The sequence below is a fragment of the Streptococcus sp. 27098_8_69 genome, from assembly GCF_041432445.1.
Taxonomy (GTDB): domain Bacteria; phylum Bacillota; class Bacilli; order Lactobacillales; family Streptococcaceae; genus Streptococcus.
Window position 1 is genome coordinate 136273 of the sequence record NZ_JAPVZO010000001.1, and the last position, 22258, is coordinate 158530.

Sequence of the window (22258 nt, forward strand, 5' to 3'; positions counted from 1 at the left end):
ATAAATGCAACAATTATAATACCTTCACTTGAACCCCTTGCTTGTCGAACATTTCTTTGACATGTTCAAAATTACTGCTTATGATAGTCGCTTGCTTCAGATTTGGAAACTGTTGCAGTTCTTTAAGACTAACTTCATTTAGATCGAAACCATCATCTTCTCCATCCCACTGAGGTATCAGATTCAGATAAATTTCATTTCCGCCATCCATGTAGATTTCTTGGACTTGTTCGGCATATTTCTTAGGTATAGGAAGATCTATCATATAATCAAGGGCTGGCTGAATAATCTCCATACTTTCTGTATCGATTTCCAGTTCACTAAATTCTTCCGCAAAATCATGGATGTCAAAGTAGGGTTTCAGTACTCGTAAATCGTACATCAAAACTTGGATAATAGTTAGTTTAAAATTTATATTGTCAAAGTGTAGCAGTTCTTCGTCAGTTTCTTTTAACTTGTAGCTTTCCCGTTCATGTTTGACCTCTGGGAAGTAGGAAATTGATAGTGTGTCTGTGATGGTCTCTGCATATCCATGAAAATCACTTCCATAAGGAGTCCATAAAATCAAGTTAAAATCCCCTACTCTCTGTCTATCAGAAATAAAATAAGGGCTTTTTCCATTACAAGTTATCAGGGTCTTGCAAGGATTGAGAGGTAGTTCTCCCTCGTCCCACATGGGTTTGACCTTCTCTCCAAAATATAAACAAAGCTCAGTAATTAAATGCTCCTCATCAATATAGACCTCACAACTCTTTAAGTGTTGTTTAACTTCAAAGGAATGTTCAAATACAATTCCAGCTTTGTCATAAATGTATTTGATAAACTTATTTTCTTTTTTGACAACTCGGTCAGGCTTCCCCAATACAACTTCAATATCTTTCAAGGACAAAGGAAAAGCTAAGCTAGTTCCGTTGATTATCATTGAATTGTTTTGAAGATCGATTTCAAGTTTTTTGTGTGTTTTTTTCTTAAAAAAATCAAACATATTATTACCCCTTCTTAAGTTTCTTCAAGATACATTTTGACTGCTAGGTATTCCTTCTCTCTAGCATAGGCAAATACTTCTGAATTTCTAATGTAGTCAAAAATATTTTCCTCTAAATCTTCATCCCAGGTTGATTCACTAAAGATTTGATTGTCTTGACTAGCTTCATAAAAAATATCAAGGTGAACTTGATAAAATTCTTCATCTTCATCAGGGACTTGCCTTACTAATGAAAATTGAAACAAAGGTTTATCAGATATACTGGTAAATGTCCCTACTTCAAACAAAATCATCTCATCATCAATAGGCTCACGACACAAGTCTTCAAATATTGCTACCATATCCTCTAAGGGCATCTTATCGGTGATTCTTTCTCTTAAAAATTCAAGTGATTGCTTCATGCTTCTCCTCTTTCTAATTGGAGCTTCGTTCTTAGAATAATCCTATTAAAAAACTGAATCCCTACACCTTTTATTATACTACATAAACAGAAAAAAAAGACTGAAGCAGATGGCATTCACGGATCTATACTATTGTAATCGGTCAATTCCCTAAAATGATTACCTAATCCATTTTATTGTATACAGATGAGGTGTTATTTGAGCATGCCCTTTTATAACTCAATTAGTATTAAAAATAAGGTAGAGACTTCAGGATGGCTACTGTCTTGTAGCATTTTTTTAACCTTGATAAATTTAACAAATCGTAGAAAATAGTTAAAAAGTCTTTAAAATTAAAAAAACGTATAATATCAAGACTTCAATGAACTGATACGATACGTTTTATAATGGGCAGATTTACTTAATTTTATCTTCAATTTTGGTTTTTCTCACTCGAATCCTTCTTCTGTCTTTGAATATAGACTATCGATACCAACGAAAGAAAAATAACTCCAAGACCGATAATTAAAAAGGAAGCTAAATGGACGCTCGGTAGAAAGGTCATTAACCCTTTCGCAATCGGCATAAAGAGAATTGCCAGTGTAAAAATGGTGCTCAATACCCTCCCCAGATAGTCTCCGTCAACCTTGGTTTGTACTTGAGTAAAGAAGTGAATATTAAAAATTGTCATAAAGAGTTCACAAACTAGGTTTCCTGAAAAAGTAAGAAAATTAGGCAGTGGTAAGCCCATCATGAAAACTCCTACTCCTGTTAAGATCAATAAGAACAAAAGTGTATTCATACTGGATTTAAATTTATTTGCAATCAATGCTCCGACGATTGAGCCAATTGCACCCATGGTTAAGATAGTTGCATAGGCTCCTTCTACACCATAGAGTTTATTTGAAAAAGGGAGCAAAAACTCAAAAGCTGCAAAAAAGAAATTCACACTGGAAGCCACTAACAAGAGAAAGAAAATTTCTTTTTGATGCCAGATATAGTGTAAGCCATCTTTGATGTCCTCAAAAATATCTTTCCCTGTAAAACTCTTCTGCTCTTGAACCTTTGGTTCTTCTTTGGGAAGTAAAGCCACTAGGGCAAAAGCGATGAAAAAGGTCAAAGCATCTAGTAAGAGCGTCAGATGAAGACTTGCAAATTGTAAAACAAGGAAAGAAAGCACCGGAGAACTGACTCCTACAACCTGTAAAACTAACTCCAAGCGAGAGTTATAGGTCACTATCCCGTCCTTTGCTACCACCTCTGTGATAATAGCTTTATTGGCAGGCCGAGAAAAAGCAAAGGCAATGGCCTGGACAATATTAGCAAAGATCAAAGCTCCAATCATCCAGCAATCATTTCTGATAAAAGAAATGACCAGACAGAGAATCCCACAAACCAAGTCTGTTGTCATCAAAATCTTGCGACGGGAAAAACGGTCTGAAATCACGCCTCCAAATGGATTAGCTAGTATAGCTGTCACCAACTCAGAAATCTGATAAATCCCTAGAACGGTTTGCCCAATCGTTCCCATCGATGCCAACCAAACACTATTTCCATAATCATAGAGCATATTTCCTAGTTTGTTAATAGCTCCACGACTAATCAACTGTACTGCATATCGATTCATAAAAACTCCTCTCAAATTTTGAAACTATTGTATCAAAACTTGAAGGAGTTTCTCATTTTTCCCATATTTGGGAAATTAATCTTTTACAAATTTATCGTAATGTTCCTGATAGTAAGCTACCTGCTCCGGAAGACCTAGCACATCAAAAATATGCATGGCTTCCTGCATTTGTTTACAACCTTCTTCTTTTTGCCCCTTCTGATAAAGAGCAAATCCTTTAAGAAAGTGGAAAACATTACGCTCATAGAGTTTGATGCTCTTACCTATAATCTTCTCTATATAAGCTTCAAAGTAGCTGGCATTTTCAAAAGCAAGATGTTCTAAACAATGCTGGTAACAGTTAAGAGCTAAAATCAAGACCAGTTTTCGATGGCGACCAATTTCTTTATAGAAATCTTCCCTCTCCATCACTTCTCTACCAAGGCGAGCAACATAGTCCACATCATAAAAGCTGTAGAGATTGCCAAACAGAATCAACTCATACATGGTCCATTCGTCTGTTTGAAAAAGATAATCCGCAACCTTATCCAGATCATCTTGCTTCATAGTGAAGCTAGTATCTCTTTGACAAATCAGACCTTGTAACAAAATCCAGTTCAGTTCAAAATAGAGGGGAATTGTTGAACTCTTAGCCTTTTCAAGTTGTTCTTCTTGAAGTTTTTGAAAACCTGCAATATCATTTGAGTAGTAAAGCGGAATAATCTGAGCCATCAAGCTCACATGCTCATGATGTTGAAAATTTCTAGTCTTATCCATAAAATTCTCAATCGTCACGTGAATATTATCTAATATTTCAAAGAAACGAGATGCAGCCAGATCCGACTCCCCCAATTCAAATCGGGATAATTGGGAGGTCGAACAGGCCTCTCCTGCAGCTTCTTTAAGAGAGTAATTTTTACTGATTCGAAATTCACGAAAAACTTTTCCAAGATTTTCCATCTTACACCTGCTCCGATAATTCTTCCCACTCCAGCATAGCTTCTTCCTGACGATGGCTAATTTTATCCAGTTCTGCTTGTAATTGCATGAGTTCATCCGCATCATTGGTAGTATGCATTTGTTCAGAGATTGCTTGGGCTTGCGTTTCCAGTTCTTCGATTTCTGTCTCAAGACTTTCAATTTGTCTCATCAATTTACGAAGTTCTTTTTGACTTTCCTTTTGAGCTTGGTAGTCATTAACTGGAGAAACTTCTTTTTCTTGGTTAACAGCTGCCGCTTCTTCCGCTTGACTAGCTACTAGCTCTGCTTTTTTATCAACATAATAGTCATAATCACCTAGATAAAGGGTTGAGCCATTTTCAGATAATTCTAGAACATGAGTGGCTACACGATTAATAAAGTAACGGTCATGGCTGACAAATAGAAGAGTCCCATCAAAGTCAATCAGGGCATTTTCCAAGACTTCCTTGCTATCGATGTCTAAGTGGTTTGTCGGCTCATCGAGAATCAAGAAGTTATTGTTTTCCATGGAAAGTTTAGCCAGAAGCAAACGCGCTCGCTCACCACCTGAGAGCATTCCAACTGATTTCTTAACATCGTCACCAGAAAAAAGGAAGGCACCAAGTCGATTACGGATTTCAACTTCTGGCGTCAATTTAAAATCATTCCAGAGTTCGTCTAAGACTGTATTGCTCGGTGTCAGTTTGCTCTGAGTCTGGTCATAGTAACCAACCTCAACATTAGCACCAAAGCGCTTCTCCCCCTTGATAAAGGGAATCTGGTCCACAATAGACTTAATAAAGGTTGACTTACCAATGCCATTTGGACCAACAATGGCAATGGCGTTCATCTTACGAAGATCAAGGTTGATGGGTTCTGATAAGATTTCACCATCATAGCCGATAGCAGCATTTTCAACTGTCAAAACGACATTACCAGATACTCTATCAGAATGGAAGGTCATATTAGCTGATTTCTTGCCAACTTCAGGCTTGTCTAAGCGCTCCATTTTCTCCAGTTGCTTGCGTCGAGATTGAGCACGTTTGGTTGTCGATGCTCGGACAAGATTTCGGTTAACAAAGTCTTCTAAGGCAGCAATTTCCTTCTGTTGTTTTTCGTAGTTTTTTGCCTCAGTTGCGAGCTTCTGCTCCTTCTGCTCCACAAAGCTCGAGTAGTTTCCTACATATCTGTCCAAAGAATGTTTGGTTAAGTCGAGTGTTATGGTCGCAACCTTATCGAGGAAATAACGGTCATGGCTGACGATAATGAGGGCACCGCTATAATTAACCAAATAGTTTTCTAACCAGGCAATAGTTTCAATATCTAGGTGGTTGGTCGGCTCATCCAAGACCAAGAGATTAGGCTTTTCAAGGAGCATTTTGGCTAGCGCTAGACGAGTATTTTGACCACCAGATAACTCTGCTATTTTCATCTGCCACATAGACTCGTCAAACTTGAAACCATTTAAGATAGCACGGATATCAGCTTCGTATGTAAATCCTCCAGCCTGACGAAAATTTTCTGATAGGCGATCATAGTCTGACATGAGTTTATCAAGTTCTGCTCCAGTCTTTTCCCCCATCTCCAACTCCATCTGGCGAAGTTGTCTTTCAGTACGACGCAAGTCATCAAATACATGTAGCATTTCATCGTAAATAGTATTCTCAGACTCAAAACGGCTATCCTGTGCTAGATATGAGAGGGAAATATCTTTTTTCTTATTGATTTCACCCGTGGTTGGCTCCTCTTCTCCAACCAATATCTTGAGCAAAGTAGACTTTCCAGCACCATTTTTCCCAACGAGGGCAATACGGTCTCTTTCATCTACTTGTAGGTTTATATTATCAAAAAGAACCTCTCCTGCAAAAGAACGTTCAATTTTATTAGCTTGTAAAATAATCATACAGTTAGTATAGCATGTTTCTCTAAGCCATTCAAGACTTGTGGTTTAGCTCTATTTCATAACTTTTTCAGAAACTCATGCTAACGTTTTACTAAAACTTCAAATCGTGATATAATGTAAGCGATTAGATTATATATTAAAGGAGATTTCCTATGTCTTACCAAGAAAACTACCAAAAATGGGTTGATTTCGCAGAACTTCCAGACTATCTTCGTCATGATTTGGAAAATATGGATGAAAAAACTAAGGAAGACGCATTCTATACAAATCTTGAATTTGGTACTGCAGGTATGCGTGGACTGATTGGTGCTGGTACTAACCGCATTAACATCTACGTTGTTCGTCAAGCAACAGAAGGTTTGGCTCGTTTGATTGAGTCAAAAGGTGAAAATGAAAAAGAACGTGGTGTAGCCATCGCTTATGATAGCCGTCACTTCTCACCTGAGTTTGCCTTTGAATCTGCAGCAGTTCTTGCCAAACATGGTATCAAATCTTACGTATTTGAAAGCCTTCGTCCCACTCCAGAACTATCATTTGCAGTTCGTCACCTCAACTGTTTCGCGGGTATCATGGTCACAGCCAGCCACAACCCTGCTCCATTTAACGGTTACAAGGTTTACGGTGAAGACGGTGGACAAATGCCTCCACACGATGCTGATGCTTTGACAACTTACATCCGTGCTATTGAAAATCCATTTGCTGTTGAAGTTGCTGATGTAGAAGCAGAAAAAGCTTCTGGTTTGATTGAAGTTATTGGCGAAGCAGTCGATACCGAATACCTCAAAGAAGTTAAAGATGTTAACATCAACCCAGCTTTGATTGAAGAGTTTGGTAAGGACATGAAGATTGTCTACACTCCTCTTCACGGTACTGGTGAAATGTTGGCTCGTCGTGCTCTTGCGCAAGCAGGATTCGACTCAGTTCAAGTCGTAGAAGCTCAAGCAACTCCAGACCCTGACTTCTCAACTGTTAAATCTCCAAACCCAGAAAGTCAAGCAGCCTTTGCTCTTGCAGAAGAACTTGGTCGCCAAGTAGGAGCTGATGTTCTTGTTGCAACTGACCCTGACGCTGACCGTGTTGGTGTTGAAGTTCTTCAAAAAGATGGTAGCTACCTTAACCTTTCAGGGAACCAAATCGGTGCCATCATGGCAAAATACATCTTGGAAGCCCACAAAAATGCTGGGACACTTCCAGAAAACGCAGCTCTTTGCAAATCTATCGTATCAACTGACTTGGTAACTAAGATTGCTGAAAGCTACGGTGCAACTATGTTCAACGTCTTGACTGGTTTCAAATTCATCGCTGAAAAAATCCAAGAATTCGAAGAAAAACACAATCACACTTACATGATGGGGTTTGAAGAAAGCTTCGGTTACTTGATTAAACCATTCGTTCGCGATAAAGATGCAATCCAAGCAGTTCTTGTCGTTGCTGAACTTGCTGCCTACTACCGCTCTCGTGGTTTGACACTTGCTGATGGTATCGAAGAAATCTACAAAGAGTACGGCTACTATGCTGAAAAGACAATCTCTGTTACCCTCTCTGGTGTTGACGGTGCTGAGCAAATCAAAGCAATTATGGCTAAATTCCGTAACAATGCTCCAAAAGAATGGAACGCAACAGCTATCACTATCGTAGAAGACTTCAAAGCTCAAACAGCTACTGCTGCTGACGGAACTGTTACAAACTTAACAACTCCTCCAAGTGATGTGTTGAAATACACACTTGCTGACGGTTCATGGATTGCTGTTCGCCCTTCAGGTACAGAACCAAAAATCAAGTTCTACATTGCAGTTGTAGGTGAAAGCAACGAAGAATCACAAGCTAAGATTGCTAATATCGAAGCAGAAATCAATGCTTTTGTAAAATAAAATCCTATAAAAGATGAGACAAACCAATCTCATCTTTTTTTCGTATCAAATCTAAGCAATTTTAGAAACTTTATGGCATACTAGACTTATCAATGAAAGCGAGGTAATCTCATGGAACAATTTTTAGATAACATCAAAGACCTTGAAGTCACTACAGTTGCGCGTGCGCAAGAAGCTCTTGATAAAAAAGAAACTGCAACCTTCTTTATCGGTCGCAAAACTTGCCCTTACTGCCGTAAATTTGCTGGTACATTGTCAGGTGTCGTAGCTGAAACTAAAGCTCACATCTACTTCATCAATAGTGAAGAACCAAGCCAACTCAATGAGTTGCAAGCATTCCGCTCACGCTACGGAATCCCTACTGTACCAGGATTCGTCCATGTTGCAAATGGACAAATCAATGTCCGTTGCGACTCTTCAATGTCAGCTCAAGAAATCAAAGAATTTGCAGAATTGTAAGAAACTTAGTTTAAATTGAATTTTAGGAGATAATCCAATAATTTTTTTCATGTTAAAACGCATAATATCAAGGTTTATGAACACCTGATATTATGCGTTTTTTGATTTTATAGACTGTTGAAGAACTATTTGTTTGCTAACTTTTTTTCAGCAATTCTTTAACCATCTGATTCAGCTCCTCAAGCTTTTTATCTTGTGATTCTATTAATTGTCTTTGATTCTCAATTTCCTTATAAAGTTTATCAAGATTTATTTGAGTTTTAGATTCATCCTTAACAAAAAAATTAGTTAAAGAACTTGTTAGCATTCCTATTGTTCCAATTCCAACTAGCATCAATAATACAGCTAGCCATTTCCCAAATAGGCTACTTGGAACAATATCCCCATATCCAACAGTTGTAACAGTAACAAGTGACCACCATACACTATCAGAAAATGTCTTATCTTCAACAACTGATAAGATTGAACTACCAACTAGAACAATAAAAAAATTGACATACAGAATGTAAATTAATCCATTTGTTCTTAGAAAAATTTTTAGCTTTTTCTCTAATTTGCCAGTAAGACCTATAATTCTTAATAACCGAGTTAGTTTTACTAACTTTGTTAAGCGTGCAAGACGGAAGATCCTCCCTAAACGAAAAACTGTAAAAATAGCATTCAAAGGAAGAATCGCAAGCAAGTCAAAAATGTTGTTTATAATAAATGACCATTTACTTTTGGAAATACTAAATCTCCAAATATAATCGACAAGAAAAACAAACCATATGACTAAGTCTATAATACTGTATGGAGGTTTCTCAAGATCAATTAAATCTGTAAAACCAAGTATTACTAAAACAACTGATATTAAAGCTAATATTATAATACTAGTATCGTAATAGACTTTTATTTTCCACTTGTTCTGCAATCTGTAAACTCCTCTTGTTATAAAAATTAAATAAAATAGTTTAATGGGAATTCTAATAAATATCTCTACGATGACCTATTTCTAAAGTAGAGACTATCAGTTCATCATCTACAATGTGCACAATAACTCGATAAATTCCAATACGGTACCGCCATTGGCTACCTAGATTCCCCACCAGAGCTTTCCCATGCCTTCTTGGATCCTCTAAAACGTTATTTTCTAGATACTTTTTAATTAGTATCTGCGTATAACAATCTAATTTCTTTAGTTGTTTGATAAATCGTCTTGTTGGAACTAACTTATACAAGTTAATCTTCCTCCAGACCTAGATTATGTATCATTTCTTCCCAAGTAATGGGTTTAAGTCCTTTTTCCAAGTCTTCTAAATGCTCTTGATAAGCTAAATCTGCTACACGAGCATCATATTCATCCTCTAAAGCTTCTAAAGTTTTTGTTCGTATCAACTCGGATAGAGAAACTCCTTCAAACTTAGCCATGGCTTTCATAAATGTTTTATCTGCTTCGGAAACTTTTAATGTAATAGTCGGCATGTTTATTCTCCTAGAATTATTGGTAATACCATTGTATTACTTTTTAAGAACTCAGTCAATATAAAAAAGAACACCTCTCGGCGTTCCTTTCTATATATCAGTCAGTGGTGTTGCGGTGTCTGGTGAAGTATCGTAAACTTGAAAGTCTACTCCAACTCCCAGATCTGCCTGAGCTAACTGATTGACCATGGTCATGTGAGCCAGCTCCTTGATATTATTCTCCTTGGACAAATGGCCTAGGTAAATCTTCTTGGTACGATTACCTAGTGTGCGAATCATGGCGTCTGCTCCATCTTCATTTGAGAGATGTCCAAGATCAGACAGGATGCGTTGCTTGAGTCGCCATGCGTAAGATCCTGCTCGTAGAATTTCCACATCATGATTTGACTCGATCAGATAGCCATCTGCATTCTCGACAATGCCAGCCATACGGTCACTAACATAGCCCGTATCCGTCAGCATGACAAAGCTCTTATCATCCTTCATAAAACGATAAAACTGGGGCGCCACTGCATCATGACTAACACCGAAACTCTCAATATCGATGTCGCCAAAGGTTTTGGTTTTCCCCATCTCGAAAATATGCTTTTGAGACGAGTCAACCTTACCAAGATACTTACTATTTTCCATAGCTTGCCAGGTTTTCTCATTGGCATAAAGATCCATGCCGTACTTACGAGCCAGAACGCCCACGCCGTGGATATGGTCTGAATGCTCATGCGTAATCAAGATAGCATCCAAATCCTCTGGTTTACGATTGATTTCACTCAAGAGGCTTGTAATTTTTTTGCCTGATAGTCCCGCATCTACTAAAATTTTCTTTTTTGGTGTTTCCAAGTAAAATGAATTTCCACTGGAACCCGATGCTAAAATACTGTATTTAAAACCGATATCACTCATTCTAGTCTTCTAGTTCATCCTCCCAAATCTCTTCTTTCACGGCATCCTTATCGTATGGAAGTACGATAGTAAAGGTAGATCCCTTGCCATATTCACTCTTGGCCCAGATAAAGCCCTTATGTTGCTTGATGATTTCCTTGGCGATAGCCAATCCTAGTCCTGTTCCTCCTTGAGCACGACTTCTAGCCTTATCAACCCTATAAAAACGGTCAAAAATCTTTGGTAAATCTTCTTTAGGAATCCCAAGTCCTTGATCTGAAATAGATAAAATCATCTGATCATCTGTAGTTTTCATGTTAACAGTGATTTTTCCACCATCTGGTGAATACTTGATAGCGTTATTCAGGATATTGTCAATCACCTGGGTCATCTTATCTGTATCAATCTCAATCCAAACAGAAGTAATCGGATAATCTCTCACCAACTCGTACTTCTTCTCCTCATCTTGACTTTTCATTTTATCAAAACGATTAAGGATAAAGGTGATAAAGGCCGTAAAGTTAATCAATTCAACATCTAAGTGACTAGTTGCGTTGTCAATCCGTGATAGATGCAAGAGGTCCGTCACCATCCGCATCATACGGTTGGTTTCATCCAAAGAAACCTTGATAAAGTCTGGAGCAACTGGTTCTGTCAGCGCTCCTTCGTCCAAGGCCTCCAAATAGGATTTTACACTGGTCAAAGGTGTACGCAACTCATGACTAACGTTCGAAACGAAAAGCCTTCTCTCACGTTCTTCCTTCTCTTGTTCAGTCGTATCATGTAGAACTGCTACTAAACCAGAGATAAAGCCAGACTCTCTACGAATCAAGGCAAAACGAACGCGCAAACTGATATATTCGCCATTAAGATTCTGCGAATAAATCATCAGCTCAGGGCTCTGAGTAATAAGTTCTCTCAGCTCATACTCTTCTTCAATCTTGAGTAACTCTAAGATATTTTGATTAAGAGCATCATCCCTTTCAACTCCAAGTTGTCTCTTGGCCATATCATTGATCATGATGATTTGCCCACGACGGTTGGTTGCAAGCACTCCATCTGTCATGTAGGACAGAATACTATGCAACCTTTTACTCTCTTGTTCCAGATTTTCTTGAGTCAGACGAATGACTTCAGACAAATCATTAAGATTGTTAGTGATATTAGTTATCTCTGAACTTCCCTGCATATCCAAAACCTGAGAATAATCACCATCAATCAAATCTTTTATTTTCTGATTGATCTGCCTCAAACGAATATTATCACGACGACTCTCAAGCAAGAGAAAAGACACTAACAGAATAAAGCCAATTAAGATGAGGATAAAGATAAAGTCGCTCGTCAAAATTGTTTGTCTAATTACTTCAATCATTATTTCTCATATAATATCCTACACCACGACGAGTTAGGATGTATTCAGGTCTGCTTGGTGTATCTTCAATCTTCTCGCGCAAACGTCTAATGGTTACATCAACTGTACGGACATCTCCAAAATAGTCATATCCCCAAACGGTTTCAAGAAGATGTTCTCGGGTAATAACTTGTCCAAGATGAGAAGCTAAATGATGCAAGAGTTCGAATTCACGGTGGGTTAGGTCTAACTCTTCACCATATTTCTTAGCCACGTAGGCATCTGGTAAAATCTCCAAATCGCCAATCTGCAGACTTTGTAATTTCGTTTCAGGTTCTTGGCTATCAACTGAGACAAGATCTGTACGACGAAGAAGAGCTTTAACACGGGCCTGTAGTTCACGATTTGAAAATGGCTTGGTCACATAGTCATCTGCTCCAAGCTCAAGCCCGATAACCTTATCAAATTCGCTGTCTTTAGCTGAAAGCATGATAATAGGAACACTACTTGTCTTACGAATAGTTTTTGCGACCTCAAGTCCATCAATCTCTGGAAGCATCAAATCCAAGATAATAATATCTGGTTGCTCAGCTTCAAATTGTTCAAGTGCTTCACGACCATTAAAAGCAGTTACAACTTCATAACCTTCCTTGGTCATATTAAATTTTATAATATCTGAGATGGGTTTTTCATCATCTACAATTAGTATTTTTTTCATTTAGTCACCTTTTTCCTTATCTCATTATACCAAAAAAATGTAAAGAAGACACGAAAGACCGATACTAGCAGCTTCTTTTCAAGTAGGCTTGCCAAATCTTTTGCTGGGGTTTGGCCAGAGGATAATTGATAAATTCTTCTGGACTTAACCAAAGGACTTCTCTATCTGCATATTCCTGTGTCTCAGTAACTCGCCCTGCAATTATCTGGATATGCCATTTACGATGGCTAAAAATGTGCTTGACCTCTTCAAATCGTAAATCTTGCCAATCAACTTCAAGATCATAGTCCTGTTCAAAACTCTCCTGTGGAGATGGTCCCAGTTCTTGAATTGGCTCCGCTACTTGACTAAAAAGGTCCAAGTCTTGAGTCTGGTCTGAGAATTCATCAACTTCAATCAAGGGAAAATGCCAAAATCCAGCCAAGAGTTTTTCACTCTCATTCTTCTCTAATAGAAACTGACCCTGACTATTTTGCACTACAAGAGCCTTTAGATAAATAGGGATTGGCTTTTTCTTGGGAGCCTTGATAGGATAGCGATCTATGGTCCCATGTTGGTAAGCAGCACTGAACTCCTTAACAGGACTCTCCTCAGGTCTTGGATTAACAGGAGCCTCAATATCTGAACCTAAATCCATCAAAGCCTGATTGAAATCACCTGGACGATCAGGATCTATCAAAACCTCCATCATAGCTTGAAATATTTTTCGATTGCTAGGATTTCCAATATCATGATTGACTTCAAATAAACGTGCCAAAACGCGCATGACATTGCCGTCTACTGCAGGCTGTGGAAGGTTAAAGGCAATACTAGAGATTGCACCAGCTGTATAAGGACCTATCCCTTTCAAGCTTGAAATACCTTCATAAGTAGACGGGAACTTGCCTTCAAATTCATTTATAATCTGTTGAGCGGCTGTTTGCATATTGCGGACACGAGAATAATAGCCAAGTCCTTCCCAGGCTTTTAATAAGCGCTCCTCAGGAGCATTTGCTAAGCTTTCTACGGTCGGAAACCAATCTAAAAAACGCTCATAATAGGGAATGACGGTATCAACTCGAGTCTGCTGCAACATAATTTCAGATACCCAGATATGATAAGGATTCTTACTCCGTCTCCAAGGTAAATCCCGCTTGTTTTCGTCATACCAGGCTAATAGTTTTTGACGGAAAGAGAGAATCTTGTCCTCTTCCCACATGGTCACACCATATTTCTCCAAATCTAACATATTTCTCCAAATCTAACATATTTCTAGTATAGCATAACCTTTAATGATACTCAAAAATTCAAGATAGACATTCAATAAAACAAAGACTATAAGACTAAAAGGAAGAAAAAGGAAATCTAAAGATTATCTTGTTTAAAATTTGAATAAACACATAGTTTAAAAAAGTTTATCAGAGTCTAGGATGTCTGGAAACAAAAGTAGAAAAGATTTATTCTATTCATAATACTCTAATTTTTATATAGCTACTTGTCAGTTTTAATTTAAAAATGTTGATTTAAGTTAAATATAGTGGATTGAAATAAGATATGAATAGAGAGGTTAGGAAAGTCAAATAAATCTCTAAAAATGTTTTAGAATTCGTAGCGTACTATTCTAAGTTCATTTCACTATCATTTCTAACAATGTTTTAGAATTCGAAATGAACTATTCTTTATTCAGCCTGCTATAATAGTTATGATGATTCCCCAAACTTAAGCTAAAATACAAATCATAACCACCCGTCAAACGGGTGGTTTGCACCAGGGCTAAAAGCCCAAATTACCAGCCAGCGCCTAAAGACGCTGGCTTTCACGTTGTTCAAGCCTCATTGCTCTTGACTCGTCACTTGCCTCTTAAAGAGGCGTGAGTATTACTTACCACTATCCCTAAAGGGATCCTCATATTCTTTTACACTCAATTTATCTAGTGCTATATCATGCTTTTCCTGCTCTTGAATATATTTCTTAATTGTGGCTTCATTAAGCCCTACTGTACTCACATAATAACCTTCCGCCCAGAAATGCCGATTCCCAAACTTATACTTGAGGTTGGCGTGTTTATCAAACATCATGAGTGCACTTTTGCCTTTTAAATACCCCATGAAACTTGAAATACTTATCCTAGGTGGAATACTCACCAACATATGTACATGATCAGGCATTAAATGACCTTCGATAATCTCAACACCTTTATAACTACATAATCGGTGGAATATTTCTCCCAAACTACTTCGATATTGATTATAGATGACTTTTCGTCTATACTTAGGGGTGAACACAATGTGATAGAACACATCCACTTTGTGTGTGATAAACTATGAGACTTTTGTGCCATGGTTTTCTCCTTTTGCTTTACAATTGGCTTGAACACCTTTATTGTATCGCGCTTGGAGTTTTTTTGGTATAACCTTCGACGCGCACCCGCATAGCGGGTGGTTTATTTGTCTCGCACCTAACGGAGCGAGACGGACTGAAAGTCACATAATAAAAAAAGAGTTTGAGAAAATCCCAAACTCTACTATTTTTTGATTTTATTTTCTAGCTATCTTTTCATCTTCTTCTAGTTGTTTAACTAATTGATCAACGCTATCAAATTTTACCATATCACGGATACGGTCCAACCAGGAAACAATGACAGTCTCCCCATAGATATCGTCGGAAAAATCAAAGATATGAACTTCAAAACGCTCTTCTTCGCCATCAAAGGTTTCATTTTTACCTAGACTTGCCATACCACGATAGACTTTTCTTTGGATTTCAACGTCAACGGCATAGACACCATCAGCTGGCATATATGTCCGATCCAAGTTGACTAGATTAGCTGTCGGGAATCCAATAGTTCGACCTCGAGCATTTCCGTGAACCACTACACCTCTCGTTGGTAAAGGGAATCCCAAAAGTTTGCCTGCTTCTTTTACATCTCCTTCTAGAATGGCTTGGCGAATACGCGTTGAACTAATTTTCCCCTTTTCGTCCTCAACTGGTGGAACAACAACCACTTCACCATGGAAAAGTTCTTTTAAATCCTCAGCTATTTTTCTATCTGAACCAAGAGTATAGTCAAAACCAACTACAATCGTATCTGCCTTTGCTTCCTTGACGTAGGTATCAATGAATTCTTGGGCAGTCATATTTGCTACTCGACTAGTGAAATCCATCAAATACAAGCTCTCAACTCCAGCTCGCTTCAATCTACGTTCACGTTCACTAGCATTCAAAATATGCAATAAGTGTTCAGGTGAGTATTGATTCAGAGTTAGTTTTGGTGATTCGTTAAAAGTTACTAGAGCTACTCCCTGGCGCTTTTCAGCAGCAATGTTAGAAGCTATTTCAAATAATTTTTGATGTCCAAGATGAACTCCATCAAAATAACCAAGTACAAGGACGTTTGGTCCTGGTGTTGCAATATCTTTTTCTGTTTTAATAGGTACTGTAATAATCATAGTATTTATTATACCAGAAAAATGGCGCTTTCAAAACAATTTAGACTGAATTCAGGACATAAAACTTAGAGCAAACTTTCTCTGACTTCTTTTCGCAACATTTCTAGACTTTCGATCCCGTACTTATCCATGACTTTTGGTAGATTTTCGATAATATCTGGACAAGCATAGGGATTCGTAAAGTTGGCTGTTCCGACACCGATTGCTGAGGCTCCTGCCAGATACATTTCTAAGGCCGCTTCAGCTGAATCCACTCCTCCCATACCAATGATTGGAAGCTTGGTTGTTTGAGCTACTTGACGGATTAGTTTTAGAGCTACAGGAAATACAGCAGGTCCAGACATGCCACCTGTCCCATTTGCGATAATCGGCTTTCTGGTTTTAAGGTCAAAACGCATCCCAACAAGGGTATTGATCATTGTGAGACCACTAGCTCCAGCATCTTCTACTGCTTTTGCAATCGTCACGATATCCGTCACACTAGGGGTTAATTTGACGTAAACGGGCACTTCTGATGCTTCTACGGCAGCCTTCACCACATCATAGGCTAACTCAGGATCTTGTCCAATTAAAAGTCCATGATTTCCATGATCGACGTTAGGACAAGAGATATTGAGCTCAATGGCTTTCACGTTAGTTGCCTTAGAAATTCCATGAGATACGGCTGCATACTCTTGTTTTGAAAAGCCAGCAACATTGGCGATAATGGGAAGATTTGGATATTCTCTTTGAAGCCAAGGTAGTTTCTCAGAGAGAACGACCTTTAAACCTGGATTTTGTAAACCAATAGCGTTGAGCATACCAGCAGGTGTTTCTGCCACTCGTGGAGTTGGATTTCCAAACCTGGGTTCTAGGGTAGTTGCCTTAATCATGATAGAACCCAAGAGATCTAGATCATAGTATTTAGCATATTCTTGACCGAAGCCAAAACAACCTGATGCAGGAATGATAGGATTCTTTAATTCTAAGCCTGGTAAAGAAACTTGTAATCGATTTGCAGTCATGACACTCTCCTTATAAAACTACTGTGCCTGTTTTAAATACAGGGCCATCTTCACACACACGTTGACTAAATGTTTCACTATTAGGTACTTTCAAGACGCAAGCGTAGCAAGCCCCCATACTACAGGCCATACGGGATTCAAGAGATAGATATGCTCTTGGATGCTCGTAAAAGGTTTGATTGATATATTTCATCATACCAGGTGCCCCGCATGAGTATATTGCATCGAATTCGTTATCAAATTCCTTTATCACTACTGATACATTTCCTTGGGTTCTATAAGAACCATCATCAGTCGTTACAAAGACTTTGCTGTATTGAGATAATTCAGCTTCCAAAATAACTGCATCTTTGGTCGCAAATCCTAGAACCGTTGTGACATCTACACCACGTTCATCTAATTGCTTAGCTACTTCAAACAAAGGTGGAACACCAATTCCGCCACCAACTAAGAGAACACGACTATGCTGCTCTAAATCAGATAAATCAAAACCATTCCCCTGAGGTCCCATAACATCTAGGGCATCTCCAGCTTTTAAGGTTGAAAAGATTGCTGTACCAGAACCCTCAACTCGATAAATGAGATGGCATTGATTATTAGGCTTATCTATGGATGAAATTGAAATTGGGCGACGCAAGAGATGGGCATCATCAGGTACACGCAAATGGAGAAATTGGCCAGCTTTCATAGCTTCAACCATCTCTCCTTCGAGCACTATCTCAAAGATTGCTGGTGCGATTTCCTCTTGCTTAATCACTTTCATGTTTTCCAAGCGAATGGCACCCATACGTTTTCTACAATTTGGATTCATAACTTTTCCTCCTTAAATTTTAAGGGGATCAGATAAAGAAAAACCTTGCAATTGCAAGGTTTCAGTTAAGATATTCACACAAAAGTACACCAAATAAGCACTTACTTACTTGTTTCAATTGTAGTTTCTTTTCTCTGACACCTTGTGAGTCTCTCTGGACTTCCCTTAAAGGTTAAATTTTCACTAGTATACTGTATCAAACGCGAAAAGTCAAGTAAAAATAGGTAAGGTATCAGTTCATAAAAGTGGCTTACTTTTGTGAAGAAAGAATCTGCTCTAATTTTTGATAATCTTTGACACTATCGATTTCATAGATAGAGTTTTCTTCCAACTCTTCTACATAAACATCTAGTTCTTTGATATTATCTTTAACCATATTGTCCCAGTAGAGATCAACAAATTCACCACTTGCATAAGCCTTGTCAATAAAGCTGACAATCTTTTCTGCAGTTGGAGCATCCCAGAATGAAACACCACTCAGGATACGACCAGCCTTACTATCAACAATAATGTCTTGAACCTTGTAGTCATCTCCATAGACCAAGAACCATTCGTTGGTACAATCTTCACGATAAACACTAAAATAAGTCGAACGAGTCAAATCATTGCGGAACATATTTTTAAAGAGATAATTGTCGGCATCAATAACATAGCTGTTGGCCAATTCTTCTTTTACAAGATATAGGGAGTAAAAGTTATTGTAATCAGCATACTTATCGTTGAAGACCAAACGAACTCCGTATTTTTCTTTAAGGTAGTCGAATTGTTCCTTCAAATAACCGACAACGATGATAATGTCATCAATTCCACGTTCTTTTAAAAATTCAATTTGATATTCAACTAAGGGTTTTTGATTGACTTTAACCAAGGCTTTGGGAGTATTTTCTGTCATGGGTCTCAAACGAGTTCCCAATCCCGCTGCTAAGATAATCGCTTTCACGCGTTTTCTCCTTTATTCTTTAATAATAATATAAACACCAGCCATTACGATAAGTGAAGTAATGATGGTCAGTAAATTAAGGGGCGAGCCCAAAAAGATTGCTGCAAACAAAACAGTCCATACTACATAACTGACATTCAAACCAGTAGCTTTTGCTGGCTGCAATCGATTGATAGCCATATAGTAGGCTAGATAAGAGATCATATTACTTGCTGCAAAGATAATCAAAAGACCTAGCAATTGACCATTTGCCACTTCCGCAAATGAATGATGTGAGAAGAGAACAATGACAAGATAGGACAAGAAAGATGTGACTTGTCGTATCAAAAGAGCTTCTAGCTCACTGAGGTCACTTTCCATAGCAAATGAGCTCAGAACACTTTCACTTCCCCAAGCAAGCGCACAAATCAAGGCACAGAGTATTCCGATATAGAAGGAATTCACTTGTTCAACCTTGTAAGTCTGAGCAATAATGCCCGCAATGATTAACAAAATTCCAAATACTGTATTCTTAGAAACCTTATGCTTTAAGAAAAAGAAAGCGAGAATGACAGATACTGCAGGATAAATAGCTGAAACCGACGATGCCAAAGAACTACCGATATACTTGACCGCATAGAGATTAGCCTGCATACCAATAGGTCCAGCAAGTAAGGCTCCAATGATGACACTAACATTTCGAATGTTCAAGAAGATTGAAAAACGTACCTTTCCTTCTTTAACTAGAAGATATCCTAGCAAGATAAAAATACTCAGAAAATCGTGTGCTGCTGCTACTACAAAAGGCGAAAGCTCTGTAAAGATTGAAAAGATATAAGCACTAATCGTTAAGCCTAATCCCCAGAACACACCTGATAGTAGCCCAAAAGAAACTCCATTTTTAGTTTTCATCTAAATCTCCTTCAGACTCTAATTCTTTTACTGCTCTATTGTAACGAGAGATTCCGTAATCTCCGAAATCTGCACCATTTTCTTCTTTGTAAATAGTCCAAAGACTCCAAATGATATCTTGCAAGATTTTGTAAATACGAATTTTCTCCCTTGAAACTGAAGTCTTGTCACTCTCGTAATGACTTAAAAAGTCTTCTTCTTCTGCACTTGTAAATTCAGATTCTAGGAAGAGGGCTGCCAAATCCCACATAGGATCATTCATAGAAGAATATTCCCAATCAATTAGATAAAGATGCCCGTCTGGATCTTCAATAAAGTTTTCTGGAACCAAATCAATATGACATGATTTCTTATCAATTCCAATTTGTTCAAGCTCTTCTTTCAGAGAAAATACAGATTTTCTGACAGCTTCATAGTTTGGATAGTAAATCTCTCCTTGAATCAATGATTCATATTTTTTGATTTCCTCAAAAGGAGCAAACTCTCCTTTTAATTCTTTACCAGAAGCATGGATCGTTTGTAGAATTGGTGCAATCTTTTCAAATTTGGTTTTAATGGTAGCTGAATCAAGTGTCTCAGCGTTTTCAATGTACTGATTAACTTTGATACCAGCTTCAATATCGAAAAGATAATTTTCTACATCTAATTTCAAATCTTTCAACAATTCAAGATTGAACTTCTCATTCTGGCGGTCGATTAATTTATCTGTACCTTTACCGAAAAACTTAACGATATACTGGTTTGCAGTCGTCTTGACTAGATAGTTTTGATTGGTCATCCCACCTAGTTGCTCAACACTGAGAATATCCTCTTCTTCCGATAATAAAGAAGCAATCTTTTCTTTAATAAGTTTCTCCACGGTCAACCTCCATATCCTTACACTTCCCATTTAAAGACTGTCTTGAAGGCAGTATTTAAATCTGTAGCAAAAACTCGGTGAATATCTTTGATTTCTCTGACTGGTTCTTCTAAATAAATGATATTTTTCAAACGATTGGCAAATCTCTTAATCTCCATCATTTGGATAGCTTTTTCGAAGTCAACACGTCCTGAACGCGAAGAACCTACTAATAATAAACCTTTTTCGAGGGAATCTCGAGTATTGATATTTACCTTGTACTCACTAACACCCATCATCAAAATGGTTCCCTGTGGTTTGATGTAACGAATGAGATCATTAATAGCAGGTCCGCAGCCATCACCACCACAACATTCAAAACCATGATCAAAACTAAGATTTTCTGGAATACTGTCAGTGATATAACGTTCATTCGCAAATGAAAAGAGTTCAAGTTTCTCCCAATGACGACCAATAACAATAATCTCTGCTTCAGGCAAGGTATAGTTGATAATATTAGCCATAACAAAAGCTAGACTACCATCGCCAATAACTGCAATACGCTGACGTCTGCTGTGAGAAACTGTCAAGAAACGATTCATAGCGTGCATGCCCACACTGACAAACTCAGTAATGGCTGCAACTGTATCTTCGATATCTTCGTAAGCTACCACACGATCCTTAGGTAGAGAAACAAATTCTCGCATAAAGCCATCATAACCACTAGACAAAAAATAGGTTCCTGTCATATAGTTTTCATAGAATTCCTCATCACTTTGCATAGGTGGTTGATTGGGAATCATGACAACCTTCTGGCCAACTTTATAGGTACCTGTGGGATCAGAAATAACAGTCCCACAAGACTCGTGAATCATAGCCATTGGAAGCTTTTTAGATAATATTTTGGGATCACGTTTTCCTTGATAGTAACGTTGATCCGCATGACAAACCGCCATAAAGTTTGGTCGAATAAGGATATGATTCTCTTGATCAATCTCTTCTTCTTGATATTTGATATTGATAAACTTTGGTTTTGTCAGTTGATAAATTTGATTAATCATGTTTTTAGTCTTTCTCAATCATGCTTTTAGCAATCTTCAAGTCTGTAACTGTTGTGATTTTTAGATTTGAGTATTCACCTTTTGCCAAGGCAACATCTTTACCCTTAATGACAAAGATTTTACATGCATCTGTCAAAATTTCTTTTTCGTCTGCTGATAAAGAACCATACAAATCAATAAAGTCTTTACAACGGAAGGTTTGAGGAGTTTGCCCTTGATAGAGATGAGCGCGGTTTGGAATATCTGTAATAAATTTCCCATTAGTACTTTCAACAATGGTATCCACGGCTTCAACTACAGTATCAACAGCATCATGATTTTGTGCAAGAGCAATGTTATCTTGAATCATGCGAAGTGTGATAAAAGGACGAACTGAGTCATGAGTGACTACGATATCATCTTCCGTAATTGGACGGTAAGCATCAATAGCTTCGATGATCTTTTCAATACTCGAATTACGATCAGCACCACCTTTTGTGATGATGATACGATCCTTGTGGAGTGGAAGAAATTTTTCAACTAAATCTTCTGCGTGTGTCACCCAGTCTCCGTGAACTCCAACTACAATTTTTTCAATAGTTGGTTCCAAAACAAATTTTTCGATAGTATGAATCAAGATTGGACGATCGCCCAACTCAAGAAATTGTTTAGGTAAATTACTAATCCCCATGCGCGTGCCGGTTCCACCTGCTAAAATTCCAGCGTAGATCAT

22 protein-coding genes and 1 pseudogene are annotated in these 22258 nt (G+C 37.9%); 2 read left to right on the plus strand and 21 right to left on the minus strand.

What is annotated here, in order from left to right:
* Window positions 1-13 precede the first annotated feature (13 nt).
* From O3658_RS00755 to O3658_RS00775, 5 genes are all read right to left on the minus strand, one after another.
* A complete protein-coding gene (locus O3658_RS00755; RefSeq protein ID WP_371558929.1) occupies window positions 14-985 on the minus strand; it encodes a hypothetical protein in 972 nt (323 codons plus the stop codon).
* A 14-nt stretch (window positions 986-999) separates the two neighbouring features.
* Window positions 1000-1386 carry a hypothetical protein gene (locus tag O3658_RS00760; RefSeq protein ID WP_371558930.1) on the minus strand — a complete coding sequence of 129 codons (387 nt, stop codon included), beginning with the start codon at window positions 1384-1386 and terminating at the stop codon, window positions 1000-1002.
* Between the two features lie 412 nt (window positions 1387-1798).
* Window positions 1799-2992, minus strand: coding sequence for an MFS transporter (locus O3658_RS00765; RefSeq protein ID WP_371558931.1), 1194 nt, complete (start codon window positions 2990-2992; stop codon window positions 1799-1801).
* Between the two features lie 75 nt (window positions 2993-3067).
* Entirely contained in the window at window positions 3068-3931 is an 864-nt protein-coding gene (locus O3658_RS00770; protein ID WP_371558932.1) for an XRE/MutR family transcriptional regulator, read from the minus strand.
* Between the two features lies 1 nt (window position 3932).
* Window positions 3933-5834, minus strand: a complete 1902-nt coding sequence (locus O3658_RS00775; RefSeq protein WP_371558933.1) for an ABC-F family ATP-binding cassette domain-containing protein — start codon at window positions 5832-5834, stop codon at window positions 3933-3935.
* 152 nt (window positions 5835-5986) lie between these two features.
* Here O3658_RS00775 and O3658_RS00780 point away from each other — a divergent pair, with 152 nt between their 5' ends.
* Both O3658_RS00780 and O3658_RS00785 read left to right on the plus strand, forming a co-directional pair.
* Entirely contained in the window at window positions 5987-7705 is a 1719-nt protein-coding gene (locus tag O3658_RS00780; RefSeq protein WP_371558934.1) for a phospho-sugar mutase, read from the plus strand.
* A gap of 111 nt (window positions 7706-7816) precedes the next feature.
* Entirely contained in the window at window positions 7817-8164 is a 348-nt protein-coding gene (locus tag O3658_RS00785) for a thioredoxin (RefSeq protein ID WP_371558935.1), read from the plus strand.
* Window positions 8165-8300: 136 nt separating this feature from the next.
* Here the strand turns inward: O3658_RS00785 and O3658_RS00790 are convergent, their stop codons facing one another.
* The 16 genes and pseudogenes from O3658_RS00790 to O3658_RS00865 all read right to left on the minus strand — a co-directional run bounded on the left by O3658_RS00790 (window position 8301) and on the right by O3658_RS00865 (window position 22258).
* On the minus strand, window positions 8301-9074 hold the full coding sequence (locus O3658_RS00790; protein WP_371558936.1) for a potassium channel family protein: 774 nt from the start codon (window positions 9072-9074) through the stop codon (window positions 8301-8303).
* Between the two features lie 52 nt (window positions 9075-9126).
* The gene (locus O3658_RS00795) at window positions 9127-9381 is read right to left on the minus strand and encodes a type II toxin-antitoxin system RelE/ParE family toxin (protein WP_371558937.1); all 255 of its coding nucleotides are present in this window, start codon (window positions 9379-9381) and stop codon (window positions 9127-9129) included.
* 1 nt (window position 9382) lies between these two features.
* Complete coding sequence (relB, locus tag O3658_RS00800; protein WP_371558938.1) at window positions 9383-9625, minus strand: type II toxin-antitoxin system RelB family antitoxin; 243 nt, start codon at window positions 9623-9625, stop codon at window positions 9383-9385.
* Window positions 9626-9715: 90 nt separating this feature from the next.
* Entirely contained in the window at window positions 9716-10525 is an 810-nt protein-coding gene (locus tag O3658_RS00805) for an MBL fold metallo-hydrolase (RefSeq protein WP_001279898.1), read from the minus strand.
* Between the two features lies 1 nt (window position 10526).
* On the minus strand, window positions 10527-11876 hold the full coding sequence (gene vicK, locus O3658_RS00810; protein ID WP_248034301.1) for a cell wall metabolism sensor histidine kinase VicK: 1350 nt from the start codon (window positions 11874-11876) through the stop codon (window positions 10527-10529).
* Entirely contained in the window at window positions 11869-12573 is a 705-nt protein-coding gene (gene yycF, locus O3658_RS00815; protein ID WP_075231732.1) for a response regulator YycF, read from the minus strand. The genes vicK and yycF overlap by 8 nt, the downstream gene beginning before the upstream one ends.
* A 64-nt stretch (window positions 12574-12637) precedes the next feature.
* Window positions 12638-13801 (minus strand): A/G-specific adenine glycosylase, encoded by a 1164-nt coding sequence (gene mutY, locus O3658_RS00820; RefSeq protein ID WP_371558939.1) that lies wholly within the window; start codon window positions 13799-13801, stop codon window positions 12638-12640.
* A gap of 628 nt (window positions 13802-14429) precedes the next feature.
* Window positions 14430-14893, minus strand: a pseudogene (tnpA, locus tag O3658_RS00825) (IS200/IS605 family transposase).
* 196 nt (window positions 14894-15089) lie between these two features.
* Window positions 15090-16001 carry a bifunctional riboflavin kinase/FAD synthetase gene (locus O3658_RS00830; protein WP_371558940.1) on the minus strand — a complete coding sequence of 304 codons (912 nt, stop codon included), beginning with the start codon at window positions 15999-16001 and terminating at the stop codon, window positions 15090-15092.
* Window positions 16002-16066: 65 nt separating this feature from the next.
* Complete coding sequence (locus O3658_RS00835; RefSeq protein ID WP_371558941.1) at window positions 16067-17005, minus strand: dihydroorotate dehydrogenase; 939 nt, start codon at window positions 17003-17005, stop codon at window positions 16067-16069.
* Between the two features lie 10 nt (window positions 17006-17015).
* Complete coding sequence (locus O3658_RS00840; RefSeq protein WP_371558942.1) at window positions 17016-17816, minus strand: dihydroorotate dehydrogenase electron transfer subunit; 801 nt, start codon at window positions 17814-17816, stop codon at window positions 17016-17018.
* A gap of 250 nt (window positions 17817-18066) precedes the next feature.
* Window positions 18067-18756, minus strand: a complete 690-nt coding sequence (locus O3658_RS00845) for a sugar phosphate nucleotidyltransferase (RefSeq protein ID WP_371558943.1) — start codon at window positions 18754-18756, stop codon at window positions 18067-18069.
* A 12-nt stretch (window positions 18757-18768) separates the two neighbouring features.
* Window positions 18769-19647: a DMT family transporter gene (locus O3658_RS00850; protein WP_371558944.1), complete on the minus strand. Its 879-nt coding sequence runs from the start codon at window positions 19645-19647 to the stop codon at window positions 18769-18771.
* Window positions 19637-20506 carry a phosphotransferase gene (locus O3658_RS00855; protein ID WP_371558945.1) on the minus strand — a complete coding sequence of 290 codons (870 nt, stop codon included), beginning with the start codon at window positions 20504-20506 and terminating at the stop codon, window positions 19637-19639. The genes O3658_RS00850 and O3658_RS00855 overlap by 11 nt, the downstream gene beginning before the upstream one ends.
* Window positions 20507-20523: 17 nt before the next feature.
* Complete coding sequence (locus O3658_RS00860; RefSeq protein ID WP_371558946.1) at window positions 20524-21546, minus strand: ribitol-5-phosphate dehydrogenase; 1023 nt, start codon at window positions 21544-21546, stop codon at window positions 20524-20526.
* Window positions 21547-21550: 4 nt separating this feature from the next.
* Window positions 21551-22258, minus strand: coding sequence for a 2-C-methyl-D-erythritol 4-phosphate cytidylyltransferase (locus O3658_RS00865; RefSeq protein ID WP_371558947.1), 708 nt, complete (start codon window positions 22256-22258; stop codon window positions 21551-21553).

Excerpts from the sequence above, each read along its gene's own strand:
- O3658_RS00755 (WP_371558929.1), bottom strand. The coding sequence starts at position 985 with ATGTTTGATTTTTTTAAGAAAAAAACACACAAAAAACTTGAAATCGAT.
- O3658_RS00760 (WP_371558930.1), bottom strand. The coding sequence starts at position 1,386 with ATGAAGCAATCACTTGAATTTTTAAGAGAAAGAATCACCGATAAGATG.
- O3658_RS00765 (WP_371558931.1), bottom strand. The coding sequence starts at position 2,992 with ATGAATCGATATGCAGTACAGTTGATTAGTCGTGGAGCTATTAACAAA.
- O3658_RS00770 (WP_371558932.1), bottom strand. The coding sequence starts at position 3,931 with ATGGAAAATCTTGGAAAAGTTTTTCGTGAATTTCGAATCAGTAAAAAT.
- O3658_RS00775 (WP_371558933.1), bottom strand. The coding sequence starts at position 5,834 with ATGATTATTTTACAAGCTAATAAAATTGAACGTTCTTTTGCAGGAGAG.
- O3658_RS00780 (WP_371558934.1), top strand. The coding sequence starts at position 5,987 with ATGTCTTACCAAGAAAACTACCAAAAATGGGTTGATTTCGCAGAACTT.
- O3658_RS00785 (WP_371558935.1), top strand. The coding sequence starts at position 7,817 with ATGGAACAATTTTTAGATAACATCAAAGACCTTGAAGTCACTACAGTT.
- relB (WP_371558938.1), bottom strand. The coding sequence starts at position 9,625 with ATGCCGACTATTACATTAAAAGTTTCCGAAGCAGATAAAACATTTATG.
- O3658_RS00805 (WP_001279898.1), bottom strand. The coding sequence starts at position 10,525 with ATGAGTGATATCGGTTTTAAATACAGTATTTTAGCATCGGGTTCCAGT.
- vicK (WP_248034301.1), bottom strand. The coding sequence starts at position 11,876 with ATGATTGAAGTAATTAGACAAACAATTTTGACGAGCGACTTTATCTTT.
- yycF (WP_075231732.1), bottom strand. The coding sequence starts at position 12,573 with ATGAAAAAAATACTAATTGTAGATGATGAAAAACCCATCTCAGATATT.
- mutY (WP_371558939.1), bottom strand. The coding sequence starts at position 13,801 with ATGTTAGATTTGGAGAAATATGGTGTGACCATGTGGGAAGAGGACAAG.
- O3658_RS00830 (WP_371558940.1), bottom strand. The coding sequence starts at position 16,001 with ATGATTATTACAGTACCTATTAAAACAGAAAAAGATATTGCAACACCA.
- O3658_RS00835 (WP_371558941.1), bottom strand. The coding sequence starts at position 17,005 with ATGACTGCAAATCGATTACAAGTTTCTTTACCAGGCTTAGAATTAAAG.
- O3658_RS00840 (WP_371558942.1), bottom strand. The coding sequence starts at position 17,816 with ATGAATCCAAATTGTAGAAAACGTATGGGTGCCATTCGCTTGGAAAAC.
- O3658_RS00850 (WP_371558944.1), bottom strand. The coding sequence starts at position 19,647 with ATGAAAACTAAAAATGGAGTTTCTTTTGGGCTACTATCAGGTGTGTTC.
- O3658_RS00860 (WP_371558946.1), bottom strand. The coding sequence starts at position 21,546 with ATGATTAATCAAATTTATCAACTGACAAAACCAAAGTTTATCAATATC.
- O3658_RS00865 (WP_371558947.1), bottom strand. The coding sequence starts at position 22,258 with ATGATCTACGCTGGAATTTTAGCAGGTGGAACCGGCACGCGCATGGGG.